At 47.1% G+C, this 18,685-nt stretch carries 18 protein-coding genes; 15 read left to right on the top strand and 3 right to left on the bottom strand.

Annotation, left to right across the window (positions count from 1 at the left end; all coding sequences use genetic code 11):
• Window positions 1-171 precede the first annotated feature (171 nt).
• Both NYE43_RS12110 and NYE43_RS12105 read right to left on the bottom strand, forming a co-directional pair.
• Window positions 172-1,290, bottom strand: a complete 1,119-nt coding sequence (locus NYE43_RS12110; protein WP_103672295.1) for an NADH-dependent flavin oxidoreductase — start codon at window positions 1,288-1,290, stop codon at window positions 172-174.
• Window positions 1,291-1,362: 72 nt separating this feature from the next.
• Window positions 1,363-1,497, bottom strand: coding sequence for a hypothetical protein (locus NYE43_RS12105; RefSeq protein ID WP_024122000.1), 135 nt, complete (start codon window positions 1,495-1,497; stop codon window positions 1,363-1,365).
• 328 nt (window positions 1,498-1,825) lie between these two features.
• On the opposite strand from NYE43_RS12105, the gene NYE43_RS12100 reads away from it, so the two are divergent.
• The 9 genes from NYE43_RS12100 to prpB all read left to right on the top strand — a co-directional run bounded on the left by NYE43_RS12100 (window position 1,826) and on the right by prpB (window position 10,468).
• Window positions 1,826-2,116, top strand: coding sequence for a hypothetical protein (locus NYE43_RS12100; protein WP_024121999.1), 291 nt, complete (start codon window positions 1,826-1,828; stop codon window positions 2,114-2,116).
• Window positions 2,117-2,138: 22 nt separating this feature from the next.
• Complete coding sequence (locus NYE43_RS12095) at window positions 2,139-2,759, top strand: N-acetylmuramoyl-L-alanine amidase family protein (RefSeq protein WP_024121998.1); 621 nt, start codon at window positions 2,139-2,141, stop codon at window positions 2,757-2,759.
• A gap of 89 nt (window positions 2,760-2,848) precedes the next feature.
• Complete coding sequence (locus NYE43_RS12090; RefSeq protein ID WP_216394022.1) at window positions 2,849-3,592, top strand: glycerophosphodiester phosphodiesterase; 744 nt, start codon at window positions 2,849-2,851, stop codon at window positions 3,590-3,592.
• A gap of 123 nt (window positions 3,593-3,715) precedes the next feature.
• Complete coding sequence (locus NYE43_RS12085) at window positions 3,716-4,897, top strand: acetyl-CoA C-acetyltransferase (RefSeq protein ID WP_216394023.1); 1,182 nt, start codon at window positions 3,716-3,718, stop codon at window positions 4,895-4,897.
• A gap of 25 nt (window positions 4,898-4,922) precedes the next feature.
• A complete protein-coding gene (locus NYE43_RS12080) occupies window positions 4,923-5,789 on the top strand; it encodes a 3-hydroxybutyryl-CoA dehydrogenase (RefSeq protein ID WP_216394024.1) in 867 nt (288 codons plus the stop codon).
• 28 nt (window positions 5,790-5,817) lie between these two features.
• Complete coding sequence (locus tag NYE43_RS12075) at window positions 5,818-6,957, top strand: acyl-CoA dehydrogenase (protein ID WP_024121994.1); 1,140 nt, start codon at window positions 5,818-5,820, stop codon at window positions 6,955-6,957.
• A 31-nt stretch (window positions 6,958-6,988) separates the two neighbouring features.
• Window positions 6,989-8,113: a citrate synthase gene (gene mmgD, locus NYE43_RS12070; RefSeq protein WP_216394025.1), complete on the top strand. Its 1,125-nt coding sequence runs from the start codon at window positions 6,989-6,991 to the stop codon at window positions 8,111-8,113.
• A 14-nt stretch (window positions 8,114-8,127) separates the two neighbouring features.
• Complete coding sequence (locus NYE43_RS12065; RefSeq protein WP_216394026.1) at window positions 8,128-9,546, top strand: bifunctional 2-methylcitrate dehydratase/aconitate hydratase; 1,419 nt, start codon at window positions 8,128-8,130, stop codon at window positions 9,544-9,546.
• 16 nt (window positions 9,547-9,562) lie between these two features.
• Window positions 9,563-10,468 (top strand): methylisocitrate lyase, encoded by a 906-nt coding sequence (prpB, locus tag NYE43_RS12060; RefSeq protein WP_326323946.1) that lies wholly within the window; start codon window positions 9,563-9,565, stop codon window positions 10,466-10,468.
• 35 nt (window positions 10,469-10,503) lie between these two features.
• On the opposite strand, the gene NYE43_RS12055 is transcribed toward prpB, so the two are convergent.
• A complete protein-coding gene (locus NYE43_RS12055; RefSeq protein WP_024121990.1) occupies window positions 10,504-10,746 on the bottom strand; it encodes a DUF2627 domain-containing protein in 243 nt (80 codons plus the stop codon).
• A 151-nt stretch (window positions 10,747-10,897) separates the two neighbouring features.
• Here NYE43_RS12055 and NYE43_RS12050 point away from each other — a divergent pair, with 151 nt between their 5' ends.
• From NYE43_RS12050 to bfmBAA, 6 genes are all read left to right on the top strand, one after another.
• The gene (locus NYE43_RS12050; protein ID WP_185848843.1) at window positions 10,898-12,976 is read left to right on the top strand and encodes a sigma-54 interaction domain-containing protein; all 2,079 of its coding nucleotides are present in this window, start codon (window positions 10,898-10,900) and stop codon (window positions 12,974-12,976) included.
• Between the two features lie 124 nt (window positions 12,977-13,100).
• Entirely contained in the window at window positions 13,101-14,000 is a 900-nt protein-coding gene (gene yqiS / locus NYE43_RS12045; protein WP_341062025.1) for a phosphate butyryltransferase, read from the top strand.
• Between the two features lie 11 nt (window positions 14,001-14,011).
• Window positions 14,012-15,106, top strand: a complete 1,095-nt coding sequence (gene bcd, locus NYE43_RS12040; RefSeq protein WP_024121987.1) for a branched-chain amino acid dehydrogenase — start codon at window positions 14,012-14,014, stop codon at window positions 15,104-15,106.
• 23 nt (window positions 15,107-15,129) lie between these two features.
• Complete coding sequence (gene buk, locus NYE43_RS12035) at window positions 15,130-16,215, top strand: butyrate kinase (RefSeq protein ID WP_024121986.1); 1,086 nt, start codon at window positions 15,130-15,132, stop codon at window positions 16,213-16,215.
• A gap of 19 nt (window positions 16,216-16,234) precedes the next feature.
• Entirely contained in the window at window positions 16,235-17,659 is a 1,425-nt protein-coding gene (gene lpdA, locus NYE43_RS12030; protein ID WP_103672250.1) for a dihydrolipoyl dehydrogenase, read from the top strand.
• A 21-nt stretch (window positions 17,660-17,680) separates the two neighbouring features.
• Window positions 17,681-18,673, top strand: coding sequence for a 3-methyl-2-oxobutanoate dehydrogenase subunit alpha (gene bfmBAA / locus NYE43_RS12025; RefSeq protein WP_024121984.1), 993 nt, complete (start codon window positions 17,681-17,683; stop codon window positions 18,671-18,673).
• Window positions 18,674-18,685 lie beyond the last annotated feature (12 nt).

The raw sequence follows: 18,685 nt of genomic DNA, 5'->3' as shown, positions 1-18,685 counted from the left end.
AAAGAGAAAACGTGACGGACTGCTGTTCGATTTTCTAACCGAAGGAATTGGTCAGCTTCTCATTTTGCCACTTAAATATGTGCACAAACTATTCGATTGACGAAAAGGCCCTTTCCTAAGGGTCTTTTTTTATAAAAAAGACTGCCGAAACATTTCGGCAGTCACATCAAATTAATCTTTATAAGGAACCCATCCAGGTGTGTTCACAATCGCTTGCCATAGCGGCTCAGGCAAGTGATATTTTTCTTTGTCTGTCCCTTTTATCACAGTTTCAATTTGTTTTTCGCGTCCTTCTTTTACTTTTACAGCCCAATCAGGATCAACTAAAATTTCACGCCCCATCGCCACTAGCGGAATACCGTTTTCAATCACAGCAAGCGCGTCATCAGCAGAATGGATGGAACCAACAGCAATCAGAGGCACCTTGTGTCCGACACGTTCATTCAATAAGTCCATGCGCGTACGTGTCGGGTCTGCCCCGCGGCGCGCTTTGGAGTTGACGTCCATCAATGAAATATGGAGGTAATCCAGTTCTTTTTCTACTAAGGCATCAACAAGCGTGAAGGTTTCTGTCATTGTCAGTCCCGGTGTATCTGGCTCTTCCGGAGACAGGCGGTAGCCGACTAAAAATTCATCTTTCGCGTGATCGGCAATTGCTTGTTTCACCTCATCCACAATAGCAAGCGGGAAGGCTAATCGTTTCTCATCGCTTCCTCCCCAGCGGTCTGTGCGCTGATTTGTTTTTGGGGAATAAAACTGCTGAATTAAGTAGCCGTTTGCACCGTGAATTTCGACACCGTCAAAGCCGGCTTCAATAGCGCGTCTTGTCGCTTCTCCAAAAGCCTTCACAATGTTTTCAACCTCTGCTTCTGTCAAGGCGCGGGCCATTTGTTTGCCGTTATCAGACACGTCACTTGGCGCGACAACGTCCTGATTCGGAACGAGCTCAGCAGGGCATTCAATTCCGCCGTGATGAATTTGCACAATCGCTTTTGACCCTTGTGCTTGAATGGCTTGGGCTAATCTTTTTAGCCCGGCAATATTTGAATCGTCATGGATGGCCGGCTGTCCGGAAAACGCTTTTCCATCAGGCGTGACGTTTGCGCATGCTGTAATCACCATTCCCATTTCTTTTGAACGGGGGATGATATAGTCCAGCTCCGCTTCAGAAATCGTGCCATCCTCATTGGAAGAATAATGGGTCATTGGAGCAACCGCGATCCGGTTGTCAATCGTAACGCCGCTTCGAAATGTAAATGATTCAAAGAGCGGTTTGTACTTTGGATTCATAAGATCATCTTCTTTCGTTTGGATTCGCACATATTCTAGCCTATATGTAAAATTTGATGCAATCAATCTGCTTCACCGGCTGAATATCTTGAGTGCCGAATGTGGTTTTCTTCGCTCTTTTTCGGGGCTTTTGTAGCCGCCTTTGATTTGATGGCCAATGGAGCAAGTGATGACCGCCGCGGCTAGCAGCAGAACGAATTTTTTCATGAGCTGTAACTTCTTTCTGTAAAGTAAATATTCTTTAAAAGCTTACGCCTGCCCAACCCTTCCGTCAAACCATCTGCTCATCGTATTCATCAATTTTTTTAAAAATGAATATAAAGTTGCTTCTTTCAGCTAATTTTTTCTAAAATGCTGCTCTTTTAGAGACATCCTCATAGACAGATCCGCTTGCTTTCTTTCTAACAACAGGAAATCAGCAGGTCAGATAGCCCTTTTGAAAATCATGGAAATGTTGTGCCGGCTTTTGTGCAAGCTTTACAAATCCGCCATTCTGGTCAAAGATAAAAGCCAAACATCAGGAAGAGGTGATCATGTGAAACAAGCTGGTCTATTTCTGTTTACTGTACTGCTGCTTTCCGGATGCAGTATTGCAAGCGCGGATGAATCAGCCCCGAGGTTTACAGAAGAGGGCAAATACATCGGCTCGGCCGATCCTCATACAATCGCTGTTTCCCTTAACGGAGAAGAAACCATGATACAAGTTCCAAGAGACAAGCGCGATGATTGTGAGGATCTGCCAGATCACACAAATGTCCAGGTGAAATATATAAAAAAAGAGAACGGAACCTTACAGCTGGAAGATATTCAGCAAAAGAATTCGTAATGACAGACCGGAGGGAGAAACGTTGAGAATGTTATGGAGGAGTTTAGCGATATGCGGATTGGCTTTTATGCTCGCACCCTGTGCGCAAGCGGCAGAGCCGGTAGCAGGGAAGACGGTATATATTGATGCCGGCCATGGCGGCAAAGACAGCGGGGCAGTCGGAAACGGGCTCTTAGAGAAAAATATTAATTTGGCTGTCTCCCGTCATGTTGTGGACAAGCTGAAAGCGGAAGGAGCGAATCCTATCGCTACAAGGACAGATGATCATTTTCTGACCTTGGAGGAAAGAGTGGCAAAAGCAAGTGCAAACCATGCCGATCTTTTTGTCAGCATTCATGTGAATTCGGGCGTTTCCTCCGCTTCAGGCACGGAAACGTACTTTCAGTCTGATTATGAAGCGGAAAACAGTCAGCGGCTGGCATCGGATATTCAGTCAGAGCTGGTATCATCCTTGCAAACAAGAGACAGGGGTGTGAAAGAATCAGATTTTTATGTCATTACATATTCACAAATGCCGAGCGTGCTGGCTGAGCTTGGATTTATTACAAACAGCTCTGATGCAGACAAGCTTGGGAGTGAAGAATATCAGGAAAAAGCTGCAGACGCGATTGTCGCGGGGATCGATTCTTATTACGCACAATAGTCTGAGTACAAGAAACCTTAATTCTAGAGTGACAAGGCCAAAATCAGTATAATGAAGAAAACGGGCAACTTTAGGCTTGAGGTGAAACAATGACAAAGATTTTTGCCCATCGGGGGGCATCAGGTCATTATCCCGAAAATACAATGATTGCATTTGAAAAAGGGATTGAAGACGGAGCAGACGGAATAGAGCTTGATGTTCAGCTGACAAAAGACGGACGTATTGCCGTTATTCATGATGAAAGGCTCGACCGGACGACATCCTTAAAAGGTTTCGTAAAGGACACGGTGTACGATGTCTTGAAATCCGCGGATGCGGCTGCCGGTCATCATCAAACAGTCGGCGATGTAAGGGTGCCGCTGCTTGAAGACGTGCTCTCGTGGGCTGAAAAAAAGGATTTTCTGATTAACATTGAATTGAAAAATAGCGTGATCCGCTATGAAGGAATGGAAGAAAAAGTGCTTGAGGCAGTAAAGCGATTTAAAATAGAAGAAAGAACGATTCTGTCCGCATTTAATCATGAAAGCTTAGCGTTATGCGGCCGGCTGGCACCCCATATTGAGCGGGCGGTACTAACCTCAGATGTGCTTTATCAGGCTGATCAATATGTAAAATCTATTCCGGCAGCCGGCTACCACCCAAAGCTGCATAGTCCGGCGGTAACGGATGAAATGCTGGAGCAAATGCGGAACAGTTCGATTAAGGTAAGGCCTTTTACAGTCAATCGGCCAGACGATATGGAGCATTTGATGAAAATGGGAGCAGACGGCCTTTTCACAGATTTTCCTGAGCGGGCTGCTGCCATCGCTAAGAAATTGAATAGAAGAAATTAGTTTTCAAGAAGGCTGCCGGAGCAGCCTTCTTTTTTCATTCATTCATACCTGTTTCAAAGCATACATTCATAGAAGACATCAAGAAATGTAAGCGCTGTCTATCTTCTGATTTGAGGTGACACTATGAGGAAAACAGTTATTGTAAGTGCTGCGAGAACCCCGTTTGGTAAATTTGGCGGGGCATTAAAAGAAGTAAAAGCTGCTGAACTCGGGGGCGCTGCTATGAAAGAGGCGTTAAAACGTGCCGGAGTCTCTGGAGATCAGGCGGAAGGCGCGGTCATGGGTATGGTTGTCCAAGCCGGTGCGGGCCAGATACCTTCCCGGCAAGCTGCCCGTATAGCCGGATTGCCTTGGAGTGTGCCATCGGAAACGCTGAATAAAGTTTGCGCCTCCGGCCTCCGCGCTGTCACTCTATGTGACCAAATGATTCGGGCGCATGATGCGGACATTCTTGTTGCCGGAGGCATGGAGAGCATGAGCAATATTCCGTATGCTGTTCCCGCTGGCCGCTGGGGCGCGCGGATGGGTAACGGTGAGCTAAGGGATTTAATGGTTTATGACGGATTAATGTGCGCTTTTGATGAAGTGCACATGGCCGTTCACGGAAATACGGCGGCCAAGGAATATGGAATTTCACGTAAAGAGCAGGATGAATGGGCCCTTCGAAGCCACAAGCGGTCGGCCGAGGCGGCCGATGAAGGAAAGTTTGATGAAGAAATTGTTCCTGTCAGCTGGCTTGGCCGGAAAGGAAAAACAAACATTGTTGACAAAGATGAAGCGATTCGCCGCGATACCACTCTCGATCAGCTTGCGAAACTTTCCCCGATTTATTCGAGTGACGGATCCATTACAGCCGGCAATGCGCCGGGAGTCAACGACGGAGCGGGTGCATTTGTATTAATGTCTGAGGAAAGAGCCGCTGAACTTGGAAAGCCTCCTCTTGCAACCATTCTTGGTTTTTCAACAGCCGGAATGCAAGCGCATGAGCTTGCGGCTGCTCCGGGATATGCAATAAACAAGCTGCTGAAAAAGACCGGTTTTACATTACAGGATATTGATCTTTTTGAAGTCAATGAAGCATTTGCATCTGTTGTATTAACAGGTGAAAAAATCGTCGGGTTTGATCTTGAAAAAGTAAACGTGAATGGCGGAGCGATTGCGCTGGGCCACCCGATCGGCGCTAGCGGTGCGAGAATTTTGATGACACTTGTGTACGAATTAAAGCGCCGGGGAGGCGGACTGGGTATTGCTGCTATTTGCAGCGGGGCGGCTCAGGGAGACGCTGTCTTGGTTCAAGTTCATTAAAACATTGACGGAGAAGGGGATTTGAATGGAAATCAAACATATCATGGTAGCCGGCGCCGGACAGATGGGAAGCGGAATTGCCCAAACAGCGGCTGAAGTCGGCTTTTATGTGCGGCTGTATGATTTGAATCCGGAGGCAGTGGAAACTGGGTTTCAGCACATAAAAAAGCATTTGAACCGCGCTGCTGAAAAAGGAAAAAAGACGGAAGCTGAAGTGAAGGCTGTTATCAGCCGTATTTCGCTTTCCACCGCGCTGGAGGAGGCGCAGCATGCGGATGTTGTGATTGAAGCAATTGCAGAAAGCATGACGGCAAAAACTAAATTGTTCAAAAACCTTGATCATATTTGCCCGGCTCATACGCTTTTGGCCAGCAATACATCTTCCTTGCCTATAACAGAAATTGCGGCTGTCACAAATCGTCCAGAACATGTCATTGGCATGCATTTTATGAACCCCGTCCCTGTTATGAAACTGGTTGAAGTCATTCGCGGCCTGGCGACATCAGATGAAACGGCATTAACCATTACGGCATTAGCGGAAAAAATGGGGAAAACACCGGTCGAAGTCAATGATTTTCCCGGATTTGTCTCCAACCGTGTGCTTCTCCCAATGATTAATGAAGCCATCTATTGTCTTTATGAGGGGGTAGCTGAGCCAAACGCAATAGACCAGGTTATGAAACTTGGCATGAATCACCCGATGGGTCCGCTTAAATTAGCTGATTTTATCGGACTGGACACGTGTTTGTCGATAATGGAAGTCCTTCACTCCGGGCTTGGAGACTCCAAGTACCGTCCTTGCCCGCTGCTTCGTAAGTACGTCAAAGCAGGGTGGCTCGGCAAAAAGAGCGGACGCGGCTTTTATCATTACGGCGAGGAGAAGAATACCTGAAGTCAATTCCAATCCGGGGGTGGCCGAGTTGCATTTAACCCAAGAGCAAGTCATGATGCGAAAGATGGTGCGTGATTTTGCCCGAAAAGAAATTGCTCCTGCTGCGGAGGTCATGGAGAAAACAGATGAATTTCCATTTCAGCTAATGAAGAAAATGGGTGAACACGGCTTGATGGGAATACCAGTGCCGGAACAGTATGGCGGCGCTGGAGCGGACGTTGTTTCTTATATTTTGGCCATTCATGAGATTTCTAAAATCAGCGCGGCGGTCGGTGTCATTCTTTCGGTTCATTCCTCAGTGGGCACAAATCCGATTTTGTACTTCGGAAACGAAGAGCAAAAAGTGAAATATATACCGAAACTCGCCTCAGGCAACTACTTGGGTGCATTTGCGCTGACTGAGCCTTACTCTGGATCGGATGCCGGGAGCCTTCGCACCACAGCAATCAAAAAGAACGGCAAATATATTTTAAACGGATCGAAAATTTTCATAACAAACGGCGGTGCCGCTGACCTCTATATTACGTTTGCTTTAACTGCTCCAGGCCAAAACAGGAGCGGGATTTCGGCTTTTATCGTTGAAAAGAACACACCGGGTTTTACAGTCGGCAAAAAAGAAAGAAAGCTGGGGCTTCACGGGTCCAATACAACAGAGCTGATATTTGAAAATGCGGAAGTGCCGGAAGAGAATTTGCTGGGCGAAGAGGGCGATGGATTTAAAATTGCGATGGCGAATCTGAATGTGGGGCGCATCGGCATTGCAGCACAAGCGCTGGGAATCGCAGAGGCTGCCCTAGAATATGCGGTTGCTTACGCGAAACAGCGTGTCCAATTCAACAGGCCTATCGCAGCCAATCAAGGCATATCGTTTAAGCTCGCCGATATGGCGACAAGAGCAGAGGCGGCAAGGCACCTTGTCTATCATGCGGCAGATCTCCATAACCGCGGCCTGGCCTGCGGAAAGGAAGCGTCCATGGCTAAACAATTTGCTTCCGATTCAGCGGTGAAGGCTGCCCTTGAGGCAGTCCAGATTTATGGAGGATATGGTTATATGAAGGATTACCCGGTCGAACGGCTGCTTAGGGATGCAAAGGTAACACAAATTTATGAAGGTACAAATGAAATTCAAAGACTCATTATTTCCAAGCACCTGCTTGGCGCAATCTGACAGATAATAACGCAAAGCGGAGGTTGAGAATATGGATGGTAAACAGCATTTTTCTCCAGGTCTGGACGGGGTCGTCGCGGCAGAAACGGATATTTCTTATCTTGACACACAGTACAGCCAGATATTGATTCGAGGCTATGATTTAATTGATCTTTCAAAAACCAAAAGCTATCTAGAACTGGTGCATCTATTGCTGGAGGGGAGGCTGCCGGATGAAAATGAAACGGAAACGGTCAAAAGGAAGGTCAACAGCGCTTCAAACCTGCCTGCTGACATTGTCCGTCTTCTTGAGCTGCTGCCTGAATATACTCATCCGATGGATTGTCTGCGAACCGGGGTATCGGCTCTTGCCGGCTACGACCGCCAAATTGACGATCGGTCGCCTTCTGCAAACAAGGAGCGCGCCTATCAGCTTTTAGGGAAAATGCCTGCGCTCACAGCAAGCAGCTATAGAAAGATAAATAAAGGAAAACCGATTCCCCCGCTTCAGCACCTTTCCTACAGCGCGAATTTCTTATACATGATGACAGGGAAAATACCGTCCGCATTGGAAGAGCGGATCTTTGACCGTTCACTCATTCTGTACAGTGAGCATGAGATGCCGAATTCAACCTTTACGGCCAGGGTGATTGCTTCAACACAATCGGATCTTTATGGCGCATTGACAGGAGCTGTAGCTTCTTTGAAGGGGAATCTTCATGGAGGCGCAAACGAAGCGGTCATGTATATGCTTTTGGAGGCTAAAACAAAGCCTGATTTTGAACAAATCCTGTTATCAAAACTGAGAAAAAAAGAAAAAATCATGGGCTTCGGCCACCGAGTGTACATGAAAAAAATGGACCCGAGAGCGCTAATGATGAAAGAAGCGCTTCAGCAATTATGCGATCGAGCCGGAGATCACCGTTTATACGAAATGTGTGAAGCAGGGGAGCAGCTGATGGAGCGGGAAAAAGGGCTTTATCCGAATTTGGATTATTACGCCGCCCCGGTGTATTGGATGCTTGGCATACCAATTCCGTTGTATACACCTGTCTTTTTCAGTGCGAGAACGGCAGGCTTATGCGCACATGTGATTGAACAGCATACCAATAACCGCTTGTTCCGCCCGCGTGTCCGCTATACCGGCCCGCGATATGAGAACAAATTCAAATCATGAAAGGAATGGGTCGAATGCTGAAAACGGATCATGTCATTGAAGAAATAACAGACTATGTGCTTGAGAAAGAGATTACGAGTTCAGAAGCGTTTACAACGGCAGGTCACGTTTTGCTGGATACACTCGGCTGCGGGATTTTAGCGCTCCGCTATCCCGAATGCACCAAGCTGCTCGGCCCGATTGTGCCAGGAACCAGTGTGCCAAACGGAAGCAGAGTGCCGGGAACGTCATATGTTCTTGATCCTGTACGGGCAGCATTTAACATAGGGTGTATGATCCGCTGGCTTGATTACAACGATACATGGCTTGCGGCGGAGTGGGGGCATCCGTCAGATAACTTGGGGGGCATTCTTGCGGCGGCTGATTATGTATCAAGAGTGAGGCTGTCTGAAGGAAAAGAGCCATTAACGGTTCGCGACGTCCTTGAAGCGATGATCAAGGCTCACGAAATTCAAGGTGTGCTGGCTTTAGAAAACAGCTTAAACCGAGTCGGGCTTGATCATGTGTTGTTTGTCAAGGTGGCAACGACGGCTGTAGCCGCAAAGCTGCTGGGCGGCGGAAGGGAAGAAATCAATCATGCGCTTTCGAATGCTTGGATTGACAATGCAGCCTTGAGGACATACCGGCATGCACCTAATACAGGCTCGCGCAAATCGTGGGCCGCAGGAGATGCGACCAGCAGGGGTGTTCATCTCGCACTGATGGCATTAAAAGGGGAAATGGGTTACCCGACAGCTTTGACAGCTCCGGGCTGGGGGTTTCAAGACGTATTATTCAACAAGAAAGAGATCAAGCTCGCCCGCCCGCTTGACGCGTATGTCATGGAAAATGTGTTGTTCAAAGTCTCTTATCCTGCGGAATTCCACGCCCAGACAGCGGCAGAGTGTGCCGTCATTCTTCATCCGCATGTCAAAGACCGTATCGATGAAATTGACCGTGTTGTTATCAGAACGCATGAATCAGCTATCCGCATCATTGATAAAAAAGGTCCGCTGCATAATCCCGCGGATCGCGATCATTGTCTGCAATACATCACAGCGATTGGTTTAATATTCGGTGATATCACTGCACAGCATTATGAGGCTGATACGGCAAGTGATCCAAGAATAGATAAACTTCGAGAAAAAATGGAAGTGACTGAAAACAAAGCATATACGGAAGATTATCTCAAACCAGATAAACGCTCCATTTCAAATGCCGTTCAGATTCATTTTAAAGACGGAACGAGTACAGAGATGGTTGAATGTGAATTTCCGCTGGGCCATCGTTTTCGAAGAGGCGAGGCTGTGCCAAAATTGTTAGAAAAGTTTTCTGCGAATCTCAAAACCCATTTTTCTGAGAAGCAGCAAAAACATATTTACAAGCGCTGCACCAGCTCTGAAACATTACAAACGATGCGTGTAAACGATTTTGTCGATATGTTCTGTATGTAAAAGGAGGATTTGTATCATGTCTTGGATCGTCAATAAGCAATCGTCACAAGAAGAGCTTGCTGAACGCTTCCGCAAGCTGATGTGTGCGCCGGAAATATTGCAAATTCCCGGCGTTCATGACGGGATGGCCGCCTTGCTTGCGCAGGAGGCCGGTTTTTCTGCCTTATACTTATCGGGTGCGGCTTATACGGCCAGCAGGGGGCTGCCTGATCTCGGAATTGTTACGTCGGCAGAAATGGCCGAACGGGCAAAAGATCTTGTCCGCGCAGCAGACATGCCTTTGCTTGTTGATATCGATACGGGTTTTGGCGGGGTATTAAACGCTGCCCGCACCGCCCGCGAGATGCTGGAAGCAAGGGTGGCAGCTGTGCAAATAGAGGACCAGCAGCTTCCGAAAAAATGCGGGCATTTGAATGGCAAACAGCTTGTCCCGGCTCAGGAATTGGCGCAAAAAATAAAAGCCATTAAACAAGCGGCACCATCACTTGTGATTGTCGGCCGTACAGATGCAAGAGCGCAAGAAGGACTTGAATCCGCAATAAAACGCGCTTTGGCATACATTGAGGCGGGAGCGGACGCAATTTTCCCTGAAGCGCTTCAAACGGAAAACGAATTTCGCCAGTTTGCTGAACAGATCCCTGTCCCGCTTCTTGCCAATATGACTGAGTTTGGGAAAACCCCGTATTATCATGCAGATGAATTTGCTGCTATGGGGTTTCAGATGGTGATCTATCCGGTCACCTCGCTCAGAGCTGCGGCAAAGGCTTATGAACGGATGTTTAGCTTGATAAGGGAGCGCGGATCGCAAAAAGAAGGGCTTGATGATATGCAGACGCGTAAGGAGCTGTATGAAACGATTTCTTATTATGATTATGAAGCGCTGGACAAAACGATTGCCAAGACCGTCTTGCCTGATAAATAATGCGAACAAAAAAGCCGGAGCATTCTCCGGCTTTTTTACATCTTTTGTTTTCTGAATCGCGGACTGACTTGATTGCGTTTTCTGTCTCTGTACAAGATGAACCCGGCCAGCACATACAGGCCGAAAACGAAAAAGATTAATCCTGATAAACCTTGGAGCCAAAGAGAAGAAAATGGCTTTACCGTATGGCCGAAAAGCATATCTCTCATCAGTTTAATGCCTAAAGCAGAAATGGCGCCGGGGAGCACTAAAATCAAAAGCGCAAGAAGTCGGCTCATGTTCAGAAAACCCCTTTATTTTTCATTTCCTTTATTGTCCAGCGGAAAAAATATTTTGTCAAGAGAAGAAAACGTGGTAACATAGGGTTGTGCAAATTATTGCAACGAAAAAAACAGGTATGCAAATTTTTTCATACAAAGGGGTATCGGGATGCAGAAGGTACTGATCGTAGGTGCCGGTAAAAGGGGAACGGCGTTATTACAAATTCTCATTAAAACAGCCATCATAGACATTATTGCCGTGGTTGACAAAAACCCCGAAGCGCCGGGATTAAAAGAAGCAAAACATTATGGAATTGCCGTTTCATCTGATTGGAAACCATACATACAACAAAAGCCGGATATCGTCATTCATACAACGGGTGATCAAGCTGTACTTGACGAACTCCTTCAGGAAAAACATGAGCAGACCATTGTTATGCCGGGAAAGATGGCTTACATTGTGTTTCAGCTTATGGAAGAAAAACAGCAGCTGATTCAAATGCTAAAAGAACAAACATACAAACATGACCGAATCTTTAATTCCACCCACGACGGAATGATTTTTATTGATATCAATGAAGAGATCATTCTGTTTAATCATATGGCTGAAAATATGGTGGGAAAACAACGTGAGGAAGTCATTGGACGCCCGATCAAAGAAGTCATCCCGAGCACAAAGATGCCTCGGATTTTAAAAACGAGAGAGCCTGAATACAATCAAAAACAGCTCTTGGGAGAAAATTTGCAAATTGTAACAACAAGGCTGCCAATCATTGATGAAGGCGGACGTCTGCTCGGAGCACTCAGTGTATTTAAGGATATTACAGATGCGGTCGAGCTGGCGGAGGAAGTGACAAATTTAAAACAGGTGCGCACGATGCTGGAGGCGATTATACAATCCTCCGACGAGGCGATTTCTGTCGTTGATGAAAACGGCATTGGCCTGTTGATCAATAAAGCATACACAAAAATGACTGGGCTTTCTGAAAAAGAAGTCATCGGCAAGCCGGCGAGCACTGATATTTCTGAAGGGGAAAGCATGCATTTAAAGGTGCTTGAGACAAGACGCCCAGTGCGCGGCGTCAGAATGAAGGTCGGCCCGAATGAAAAAGAGGTCATCGTCAATGTAGCGCCGGTGATTGTGGATGGCATTTTAAAAGGCAGTGTCGGCGTGATCCATGACGTGTCAGAAATTAAAATGCTGACCGCGGAGCTTAACAGGGCCAGGCAGATTATCCGCACGCTCGAAGCGAAATATACCTTTGACGATATTATCGGCAAAAGTGAGCAAATGCTGGTTGCGCTTGAGCAGGCGAAGCTTGGAGCGAAAACGCCGGCAACGATTTTGCTGCGCGGAGAATCGGGCACGGGCAAAGAGCTGTTTGCCCATGCCATCCATAACGAAAGCGACAGGAAATACAATAAATTCATCCGCGTAAATTGCGCCGCTCTTTCAGAAAATCTTCTGGAATCAGAACTGTTTGGCTACGAGGAAGGCGCGTTTTCGGGAGCGAAGCGCGGCGGCAAGAAGGGCTTATTTGAAGAAGCCAATAACGGCAGCATTTTCTTAGACGAAATCGGCGAGCTGACGCAAAATATGCAGGCGAAACTGCTGCGCGTCCTTCAAGAAAAAGAGATCGTCAGAGTGGGAGGCACGAAGGCAATCCCTGTTAATGTGAGAATTATTGCAGCCACAAATGTAAATATCGAAAAAGCAATGGCGGATGGGACGTTCCGTGAAGATCTGTATTACCGCATCAATCGCTATCCCATCTCTATCCCTCCTTTGCGTCAGCGGATTGAAGACATTGAAGCGCTCAGTGAAAGGCTCATTCAAAAAATTAACCGCGATTACGGCCGGAATGTAAAGGGACTGACCCAGCAGGCTTTGCGGGCATTGTCGGCTTACCATTGGCCGGGAAATGTCCGCGAGCTGGAAAATGTCCTTGGACGAGCAATGATTTTTCTGAAGCCGCACATGGAATGGATTGAAAAAGAGCATTTGCCTGTATTTGAAATAGAACAAAAAGAAAGCAGCGCAGAACAGGGAGCCGGGTTTGACTTTCCTGACATCGAAGGCGAAAAGCTGTCTAAGGCCGTTGAAAAATTTGAAGCGCACTTGATTCAGCAAACGCTGGAAAAGCATCATTTTAACCGTACGAAAACAGCGAAAGCCCTCGGCGTCAGCATTCGAAATTTATATTACAAAATGGATAAATACGGCCTTGCAAATGAAGGCATGCAATAATTTGCAGAATAAGCGCAAACGTCTGCACGAATCTTTCTTCGCATCCATCATGACAGCATCGCACCGAGCTGGCATAGAACTTGCATAATAAAAAGCGGAGTCGAGACAAGAAAGGTGGTAACTGATGAAGCTGAAAGATTTGATCGGCAAAGCGTCGATGTACAAAAACAAGACCATTGCGGTTGCTCATGCTGAGGATGAGGAAGTGATCCGGGCTGTGAAACTGGCAGCCGAGCATTTGTCCGTCCGTTTTTTATTAGTGGGCGACAGCAAAAAACTGAACGACCTGACATCCTCCATGCAAGGGAATCAAGTGGAAATCATTCATGCCAATACGCCGGAGGAATCGGCGAAGCTAGCGGTTCGCGCAGTTCATCAAAAAAAAGCAGACGTCTTAATGAAAGGGAATGTGCCGACTTCTGTTTTGCTTAAAGCGGTATTAAACAAACAGGAAGGGCTGCGGAAATCCCGTGTCCTTTCTCATGTGGCCGTGTTTGATATTCCTGACTTTGAGAGACTGATGTTTGTGACAGATTCGGCTATGAATATTGCCCCTTCGCTGGAGGAGCTTCAGCAGATTCTTCAAAATGCTGTTCATGTCGCGCGTGCAGTAGGGAACAATATGCCAAAAGCGGCTGCCCTTGCAGCGGTAGAAACGGTAAATCCGAAGATGGAAGCGACGGTCAATGCAGCTGCTCTCGCCCAAATGTGTAAAAGAGGGCAGATTAAAGGGTGCATTGTAGATGGACCGCTTGCCTTGGATAACGCAGTATCGCAAATCGCCGCGGCTCAGAAAAAGATTTCGGGAGACGTAGCGGGCAGCGCCGATATCCTTCTTGTCCCTTCGATTGAAGCGGGAAATATTTTATATAAATCACTGATTTATTTTGCGAAAGCACACGTGGCGGCTGTCATTACGGGGGCCAAAGCGCCGATTGCATTAACGAGCAGAGCGGATTCCGCTGAAAACAAACTGTATTCGATCGCGCTGGCATTATGCGCATCTGAAGAATACACACTTTAGGAGGAACTGATATGGAACTTTTTAAATATATGGAGCAATACGATTATGAGCAATTGGTTTTCTGCCAAGACGAACAATCAGGATTAAAGGCAATTATCGCAATTCATGATACAACGCTGGGACCAGCGCTCGGCGGAACGAGAATGTGGACGTATGAAAATGAAGAAGCTGCGATTGAAGACGCACTGAGACTTGCAAGAGGCATGACCTATAAAAACGCGGCGGCAGGCTTAAACCTGGGTGGCGGAAAAACGGTTATCATCGGCGATCCGCGCAAGGATAAAAATGAAGAAATGTTCCGCGCGTTCGGCCGTTATATTCAAGGGCTTAACGGCAGATATATTACGGCTGAGGATGTCGGCACAACGGTTGAGGATATGGATATCATTCATGATGAAACAGATTTTGTCACAGGTATTTCCCCAGCATTCGGCTCTTCAGGAAATCCGTCTCCTGTTACTGCTTACGGGGTGTATAAAGGCATGAAGGCTGCCGCTAAAGCTGCATTCGGCACGGACTCTCTTGAAGGAAAAACCATCGCTGTACAGGGTGTTGGCAACGTGGCTTACAATCTATGCCGCCACCTTCATGAAGAAGGAGCAAGCTTAATCGTTACGGATATCAACAAGCAATCAGTTGAACGTGCGGTACAAGATTTTGGCGCTCGTGCGGTTGATCCAGAAGATATTTATTCACAAAACTGCGATATTTATGCGCCGTGTGCTCTTGGTGCAACCATCAATGATGATACTATTAAGCAGCTGAAAGCTAAAGTGATTGCAGGCGCGGCTAACAATCAGCTGAAAGAAACTCGCCACGGCGATCAAATTCACGAAATGGGCATTGTTTACGCACCGGACTACGTCATCAACGCGGGTGGCGTTATCAACGTTGCGGATGAGCTTTATGGCTATAATGCGGAACGTGCACTGAAAAAGGTTGAGGGCATTTACGCTAACATTGAACGTGTCCTTGACATTTCCCAGCGTGACGGCATTCCGACGTATTTAGCGGCTGACCGCTTGGCTGAAGAACGAATTGAACGCAATCGCCGCTCAAGAAGCCAGTTTTTGCAAAACGGCCACCATATATTAAGCAGACGCTAAGAAATTGATCTGGAGGTTTTGAAATGCTACATGATGAAAAACGCATTCTCACCATTAATCCAGGCTCAACTTCAACGAAAATCGGTGTTTTTCATAATGAACGCAGTATTTTTGAAAAAACACTGAGACACGACATAGAAGAGCTGCAGCAGTTCGACCATATTATTGACCAGTATGAGTTTCGAAAAAAGCATATCCTCGAATCGCTTCATGAACAGGGCATCAATATTTCAAAATTTGATGCTGTCTGTGCCAGAGGGGGTCTTCTCCGTCCGATAGAAGGCGGGACATATGAAGTGAATGACGATATGATTGAGGACTTGAAAAGCGGTTATGCAGGACAGCATGCCTCCAATTTAGGAGGCATTATCGCAAGAGAAATTGCTGACGGCCTCAACATTCCATCTTATATTGTAGACCCTGTTGTAGTTGACGAAATGTCAGAGCTCGCTAAAATATCAGGCATGCCGGAAATTGAACGGAAAAGCATTTTTCATGCTTTAAACCAAAAAGCTGTCGCCCGTAAGGCGGCAGACTCTCTTGGCAAACGATATGAGAATATGAAAATGATCATTACTCATTTGGGCGGCGGCATTACAATAGGTGTACATGACCGGGGCCGGGTGGTGGACGTCAACAACGGCCTTCACGGAGAGGGACCGTTCAGTCCTGAACGCGCAGGAACAGTGCCTGCGGGGGATCTCGTCGATTTATGCTTTTCAGGAGAATATACAAAAGAAGAAATGATGAAAAAACTGGTGGGAACCGGCGGGCTCTCCGGTTATCTAGGTACAAATGACGCTGTGAAAGTAGAACAAATGATTCAGGAGGGCGATGAAAAAGCCCGCTTAATTTTTGACGCCATGGCGTATCAGGTAGCGAAAGAAATCGGAGCAGCAAGCGCCGTTTTAAAAGGCGAAGTCGAGGCCATTGTTCTGACAGGAGGTCTGGCTTACGGCAAAAGCTTTGTTTCCAGCATCAGATCATACATAGATTGGATTTCGGACGTTTTAGTATATCCGGGAGAAAACGAACTGCAATCTCTGGCCCAAGGGGCGCTCAGGGTATTGCAGGGCGAAGAGCAATCCAAACAATATCGCATTGAATAGACAGACAGGAGTGAGTCAGATGGCAACTGAGTATGATGTAGTCATTCTGGGCGGCGGTACAGGCGGTTATGTCGCGGCGATCAGAGCGGCGCAGCTCGGCTTAAAAACAGCCGTTGTAGAAAAAGAAAAGCTCGGCGGAACATGCCTGCATAAAGGCTGTATTCCGAGTAAAGCGCTGCTGAGAAGCGCGGAAGTGTACCGGACAGCCCGTGAAGCCGATCAATTCGGAGTCGAAACGTCCGGCGTTTCCCTCAACTTTGAAAAGGTACAGCACCGTAAGCAGGCTGTTGTCGATAAGCTTGCAGCAGGCGTCAATCATTTAATGAAAAAAGGAAAAATTGACGTGTATGACGGATATGGGCGCATCCTCGGACCGTCTATTTTTTCTCCGCTGCCGGGAACGATTTCTGTTGAACGGGGAAATGGCGAAGAAAATGATATGCTGATCCCGAAGCAGGTCATTATAGCTACAGGTTCAAGGCCGAGAATGCTTCCGGGTCTGGAAGCGGACGGAGAGTTTGTTTTGACCTCGGATGAAGCGCTCCAAATGGAGGAGCTTCCAAAATCAATGATCATCGTCGGCGGAGGGGTCATTGGAATCGAATGGGCATCCATGCTTCATGACTTTGGCGTAAACGTAACGGTTATCGAATATGCGGACCGGATATTGCCGACTGAAGACCAGGACATTTCAAAAGAAATGCAAAGCCTTCTTACGAAAAAAGGAATTCAGTTTGTCACAGGAGCTAAAGTGCTGCCTGATACGTTAAAAAAATCATCAGGCGAAATCAGTATACAGGCGGAAAAAGACGGAGAAACCGTCACTTATACATCGGAAAAAATGCTCGTTTCCATCGGCAGACAGGCAAATATCGAAGGAATCGGTATAGAAAACACCGATATCGTCACTGAAAACGGCGTCATTTCAGTAAATGAAAGCTGCCAAACGAAGGAATCTCATATTTATGCAATCGGAGACGTAATCGGTGGCCTTCAGTTAGCTCATGTTGCATCGCATGAAGGAATCATTGCCGTTGAGCATTTTGCGGGTCTCAATCCGCATCCGCTTGATCCGACACTTGTACCGAAGTGCATTTACTCAAGCCCTGAAGCTGCCAGTGTCGGCTTAACAGAAGATGAGGCAAAAGCGAATGGGCATAATGTCAAGATCGGCAAGTTCCCATTTATGGCAATTGGAAAAGCGCTTGTATATGGAGAAAGCGACGGATTTGTAAAAATCGTGGCGGACCGTGAAACGGATGATATTCTCGGCGTGCATATGATAGGCCCGCATGTCACTGACATGATATCAGAGGCAGGTCTTGCAAAAGTGCTGGATGCGACGCCATGGGAGATCGGACAAACGATCCACCCGCACCCGACGCTGTCTGAAGCGATTGGAGAAGCAGCGCTTGCTGCAGATGGCAAAGCCATTCATTTTTAAAAGCATAAAGGAGGCGCTCGAATGAGTACAAACCGACATCAAGCATTAGGGCTGACTGATCAGGAAGCCGTTGATATGTATAGAACGATGCTGTTAGCTAGAAAAATCGATGAAAGAATGTGGCTGTTAAACCGCTCTGGTAAAATCCCGTTTGTTATCTCTTGTCAAGGACAGGAAGCAGCACAAGTAGGAGCAGCTTTCGCCCTTGACCGTGAAACGGATTATGTGCTGCCTTACTATAGAGACATGGGTGTCGTGCTTGCGTTTGGCATGACTGCGAAGGACTTAATGATGTCCGGGTTTGCCAAAGCAGCAGATCCAAACTCAGGAGGCCGCCAAATGCCGGGGCATTTCGGTCAAAAGGAAAACCGGATCGTGACGGGGTCTTCTCCGGTAACAACGCAAGTGCCGCATGCGGTCGGCATTGCGCTGGCTGGACGAATGGAGAAAAAAGACATTGCGGCTTTTGTCACATTTGGAGAAGGATCTTCAAACCAAGGCGATTTCCATGAAGGGGCAAACTTTGCCGCTGTTCATAAGCTTCCGGTTATTTTTATGTGTGAAAACAACAAATACGCGATTTCGGTCCCTTACGATAAGCAAGTAGCATGTGAAAATATTTCAGATCGTGCCGTAGGCTATGGAATGCCTGGCGTAACGGTGAATGGAAACGATCCGCTCGAAGTTTATCAAGCGGTGAAAGAAGCGCGTGAACGGGCGCGAAGAGGAGAAGGCCCTACCTTAATTGAGACGATTTCTTACCGCCTGACACCGCATTCCAGCGATGACGACGACAGCAGCTACAGAGGCCGTGAAGAAGTAGAGGAAGCGAAAAAAAGTGATCCCCTATTTACTTATCAAGCCTACTTAAAGGAAATAGGCCTGCTGACCGAAGAGATAGAACAAACCATGCTGGACGAAATCATGGCAATCATAAACGAGGCGACAGATGAAGCGGAGAACGCTCCTTATGCAGCTCCTGAGTCAGCGCTCGATTATGTGTATGCGAAGTAGGGAGGAAGTACA

Origin of the sequence: Bacillus sp. FSL R5-0434, from assembly GCF_038004745.1 — a bacterium.
Taxonomy (GTDB): domain Bacteria; phylum Bacillota; class Bacilli; order Bacillales; family Bacillaceae; genus Bacillus; species Bacillus halotolerans.
This window is presented reverse-complemented; position numbering and strand designations above follow the sequence as displayed.

What these genes read in the sequence shown, in the direction of transcription:
- NYE43_RS12110 (WP_103672295.1), bottom strand. Translation starts at nt 1,290, where the DNA reads ATGAATCCAAAGTACAAACCGCTCTTTGAATCATTTACATTTCGAAGC.
- NYE43_RS12105 (WP_024122000.1), bottom strand. Translation starts at nt 1,497, where the DNA reads ATGAAAAAATTCGTTCTGCTGCTAGCCGCGGCGGTCATCACTTGCTCC.
- NYE43_RS12090 (WP_216394022.1), top strand. Translation starts at nt 2,849, where the DNA reads ATGACAAAGATTTTTGCCCATCGGGGGGCATCAGGTCATTATCCCGAA.
- NYE43_RS12085 (WP_216394023.1), top strand. Translation starts at nt 3,716, where the DNA reads ATGAGGAAAACAGTTATTGTAAGTGCTGCGAGAACCCCGTTTGGTAAA.
- NYE43_RS12080 (WP_216394024.1), top strand. Translation starts at nt 4,923, where the DNA reads ATGGAAATCAAACATATCATGGTAGCCGGCGCCGGACAGATGGGAAGC.
- mmgD (WP_216394025.1), top strand. Translation starts at nt 6,989, where the DNA reads ATGGATGGTAAACAGCATTTTTCTCCAGGTCTGGACGGGGTCGTCGCG.
- NYE43_RS12065 (WP_216394026.1), top strand. Translation starts at nt 8,128, where the DNA reads ATGCTGAAAACGGATCATGTCATTGAAGAAATAACAGACTATGTGCTT.
- prpB (WP_326323946.1), top strand. Translation starts at nt 9,563, where the DNA reads ATGTCTTGGATCGTCAATAAGCAATCGTCACAAGAAGAGCTTGCTGAA.
- NYE43_RS12055 (WP_024121990.1), bottom strand. Translation starts at nt 10,746, where the DNA reads ATGAGCCGACTTCTTGCGCTTTTGATTTTAGTGCTCCCCGGCGCCATT.
- NYE43_RS12050 (WP_185848843.1), top strand. Translation starts at nt 10,898, where the DNA reads ATGCAGAAGGTACTGATCGTAGGTGCCGGTAAAAGGGGAACGGCGTTA.
- yqiS (WP_341062025.1), top strand. Translation starts at nt 13,101, where the DNA reads ATGAAGCTGAAAGATTTGATCGGCAAAGCGTCGATGTACAAAAACAAG.
- bcd (WP_024121987.1), top strand. Translation starts at nt 14,012, where the DNA reads ATGGAACTTTTTAAATATATGGAGCAATACGATTATGAGCAATTGGTT.
- buk (WP_024121986.1), top strand. Translation starts at nt 15,130, where the DNA reads ATGCTACATGATGAAAAACGCATTCTCACCATTAATCCAGGCTCAACT.
- lpdA (WP_103672250.1), top strand. Translation starts at nt 16,235, where the DNA reads ATGGCAACTGAGTATGATGTAGTCATTCTGGGCGGCGGTACAGGCGGT.
- bfmBAA (WP_024121984.1), top strand. Translation starts at nt 17,681, where the DNA reads ATGAGTACAAACCGACATCAAGCATTAGGGCTGACTGATCAGGAAGCC.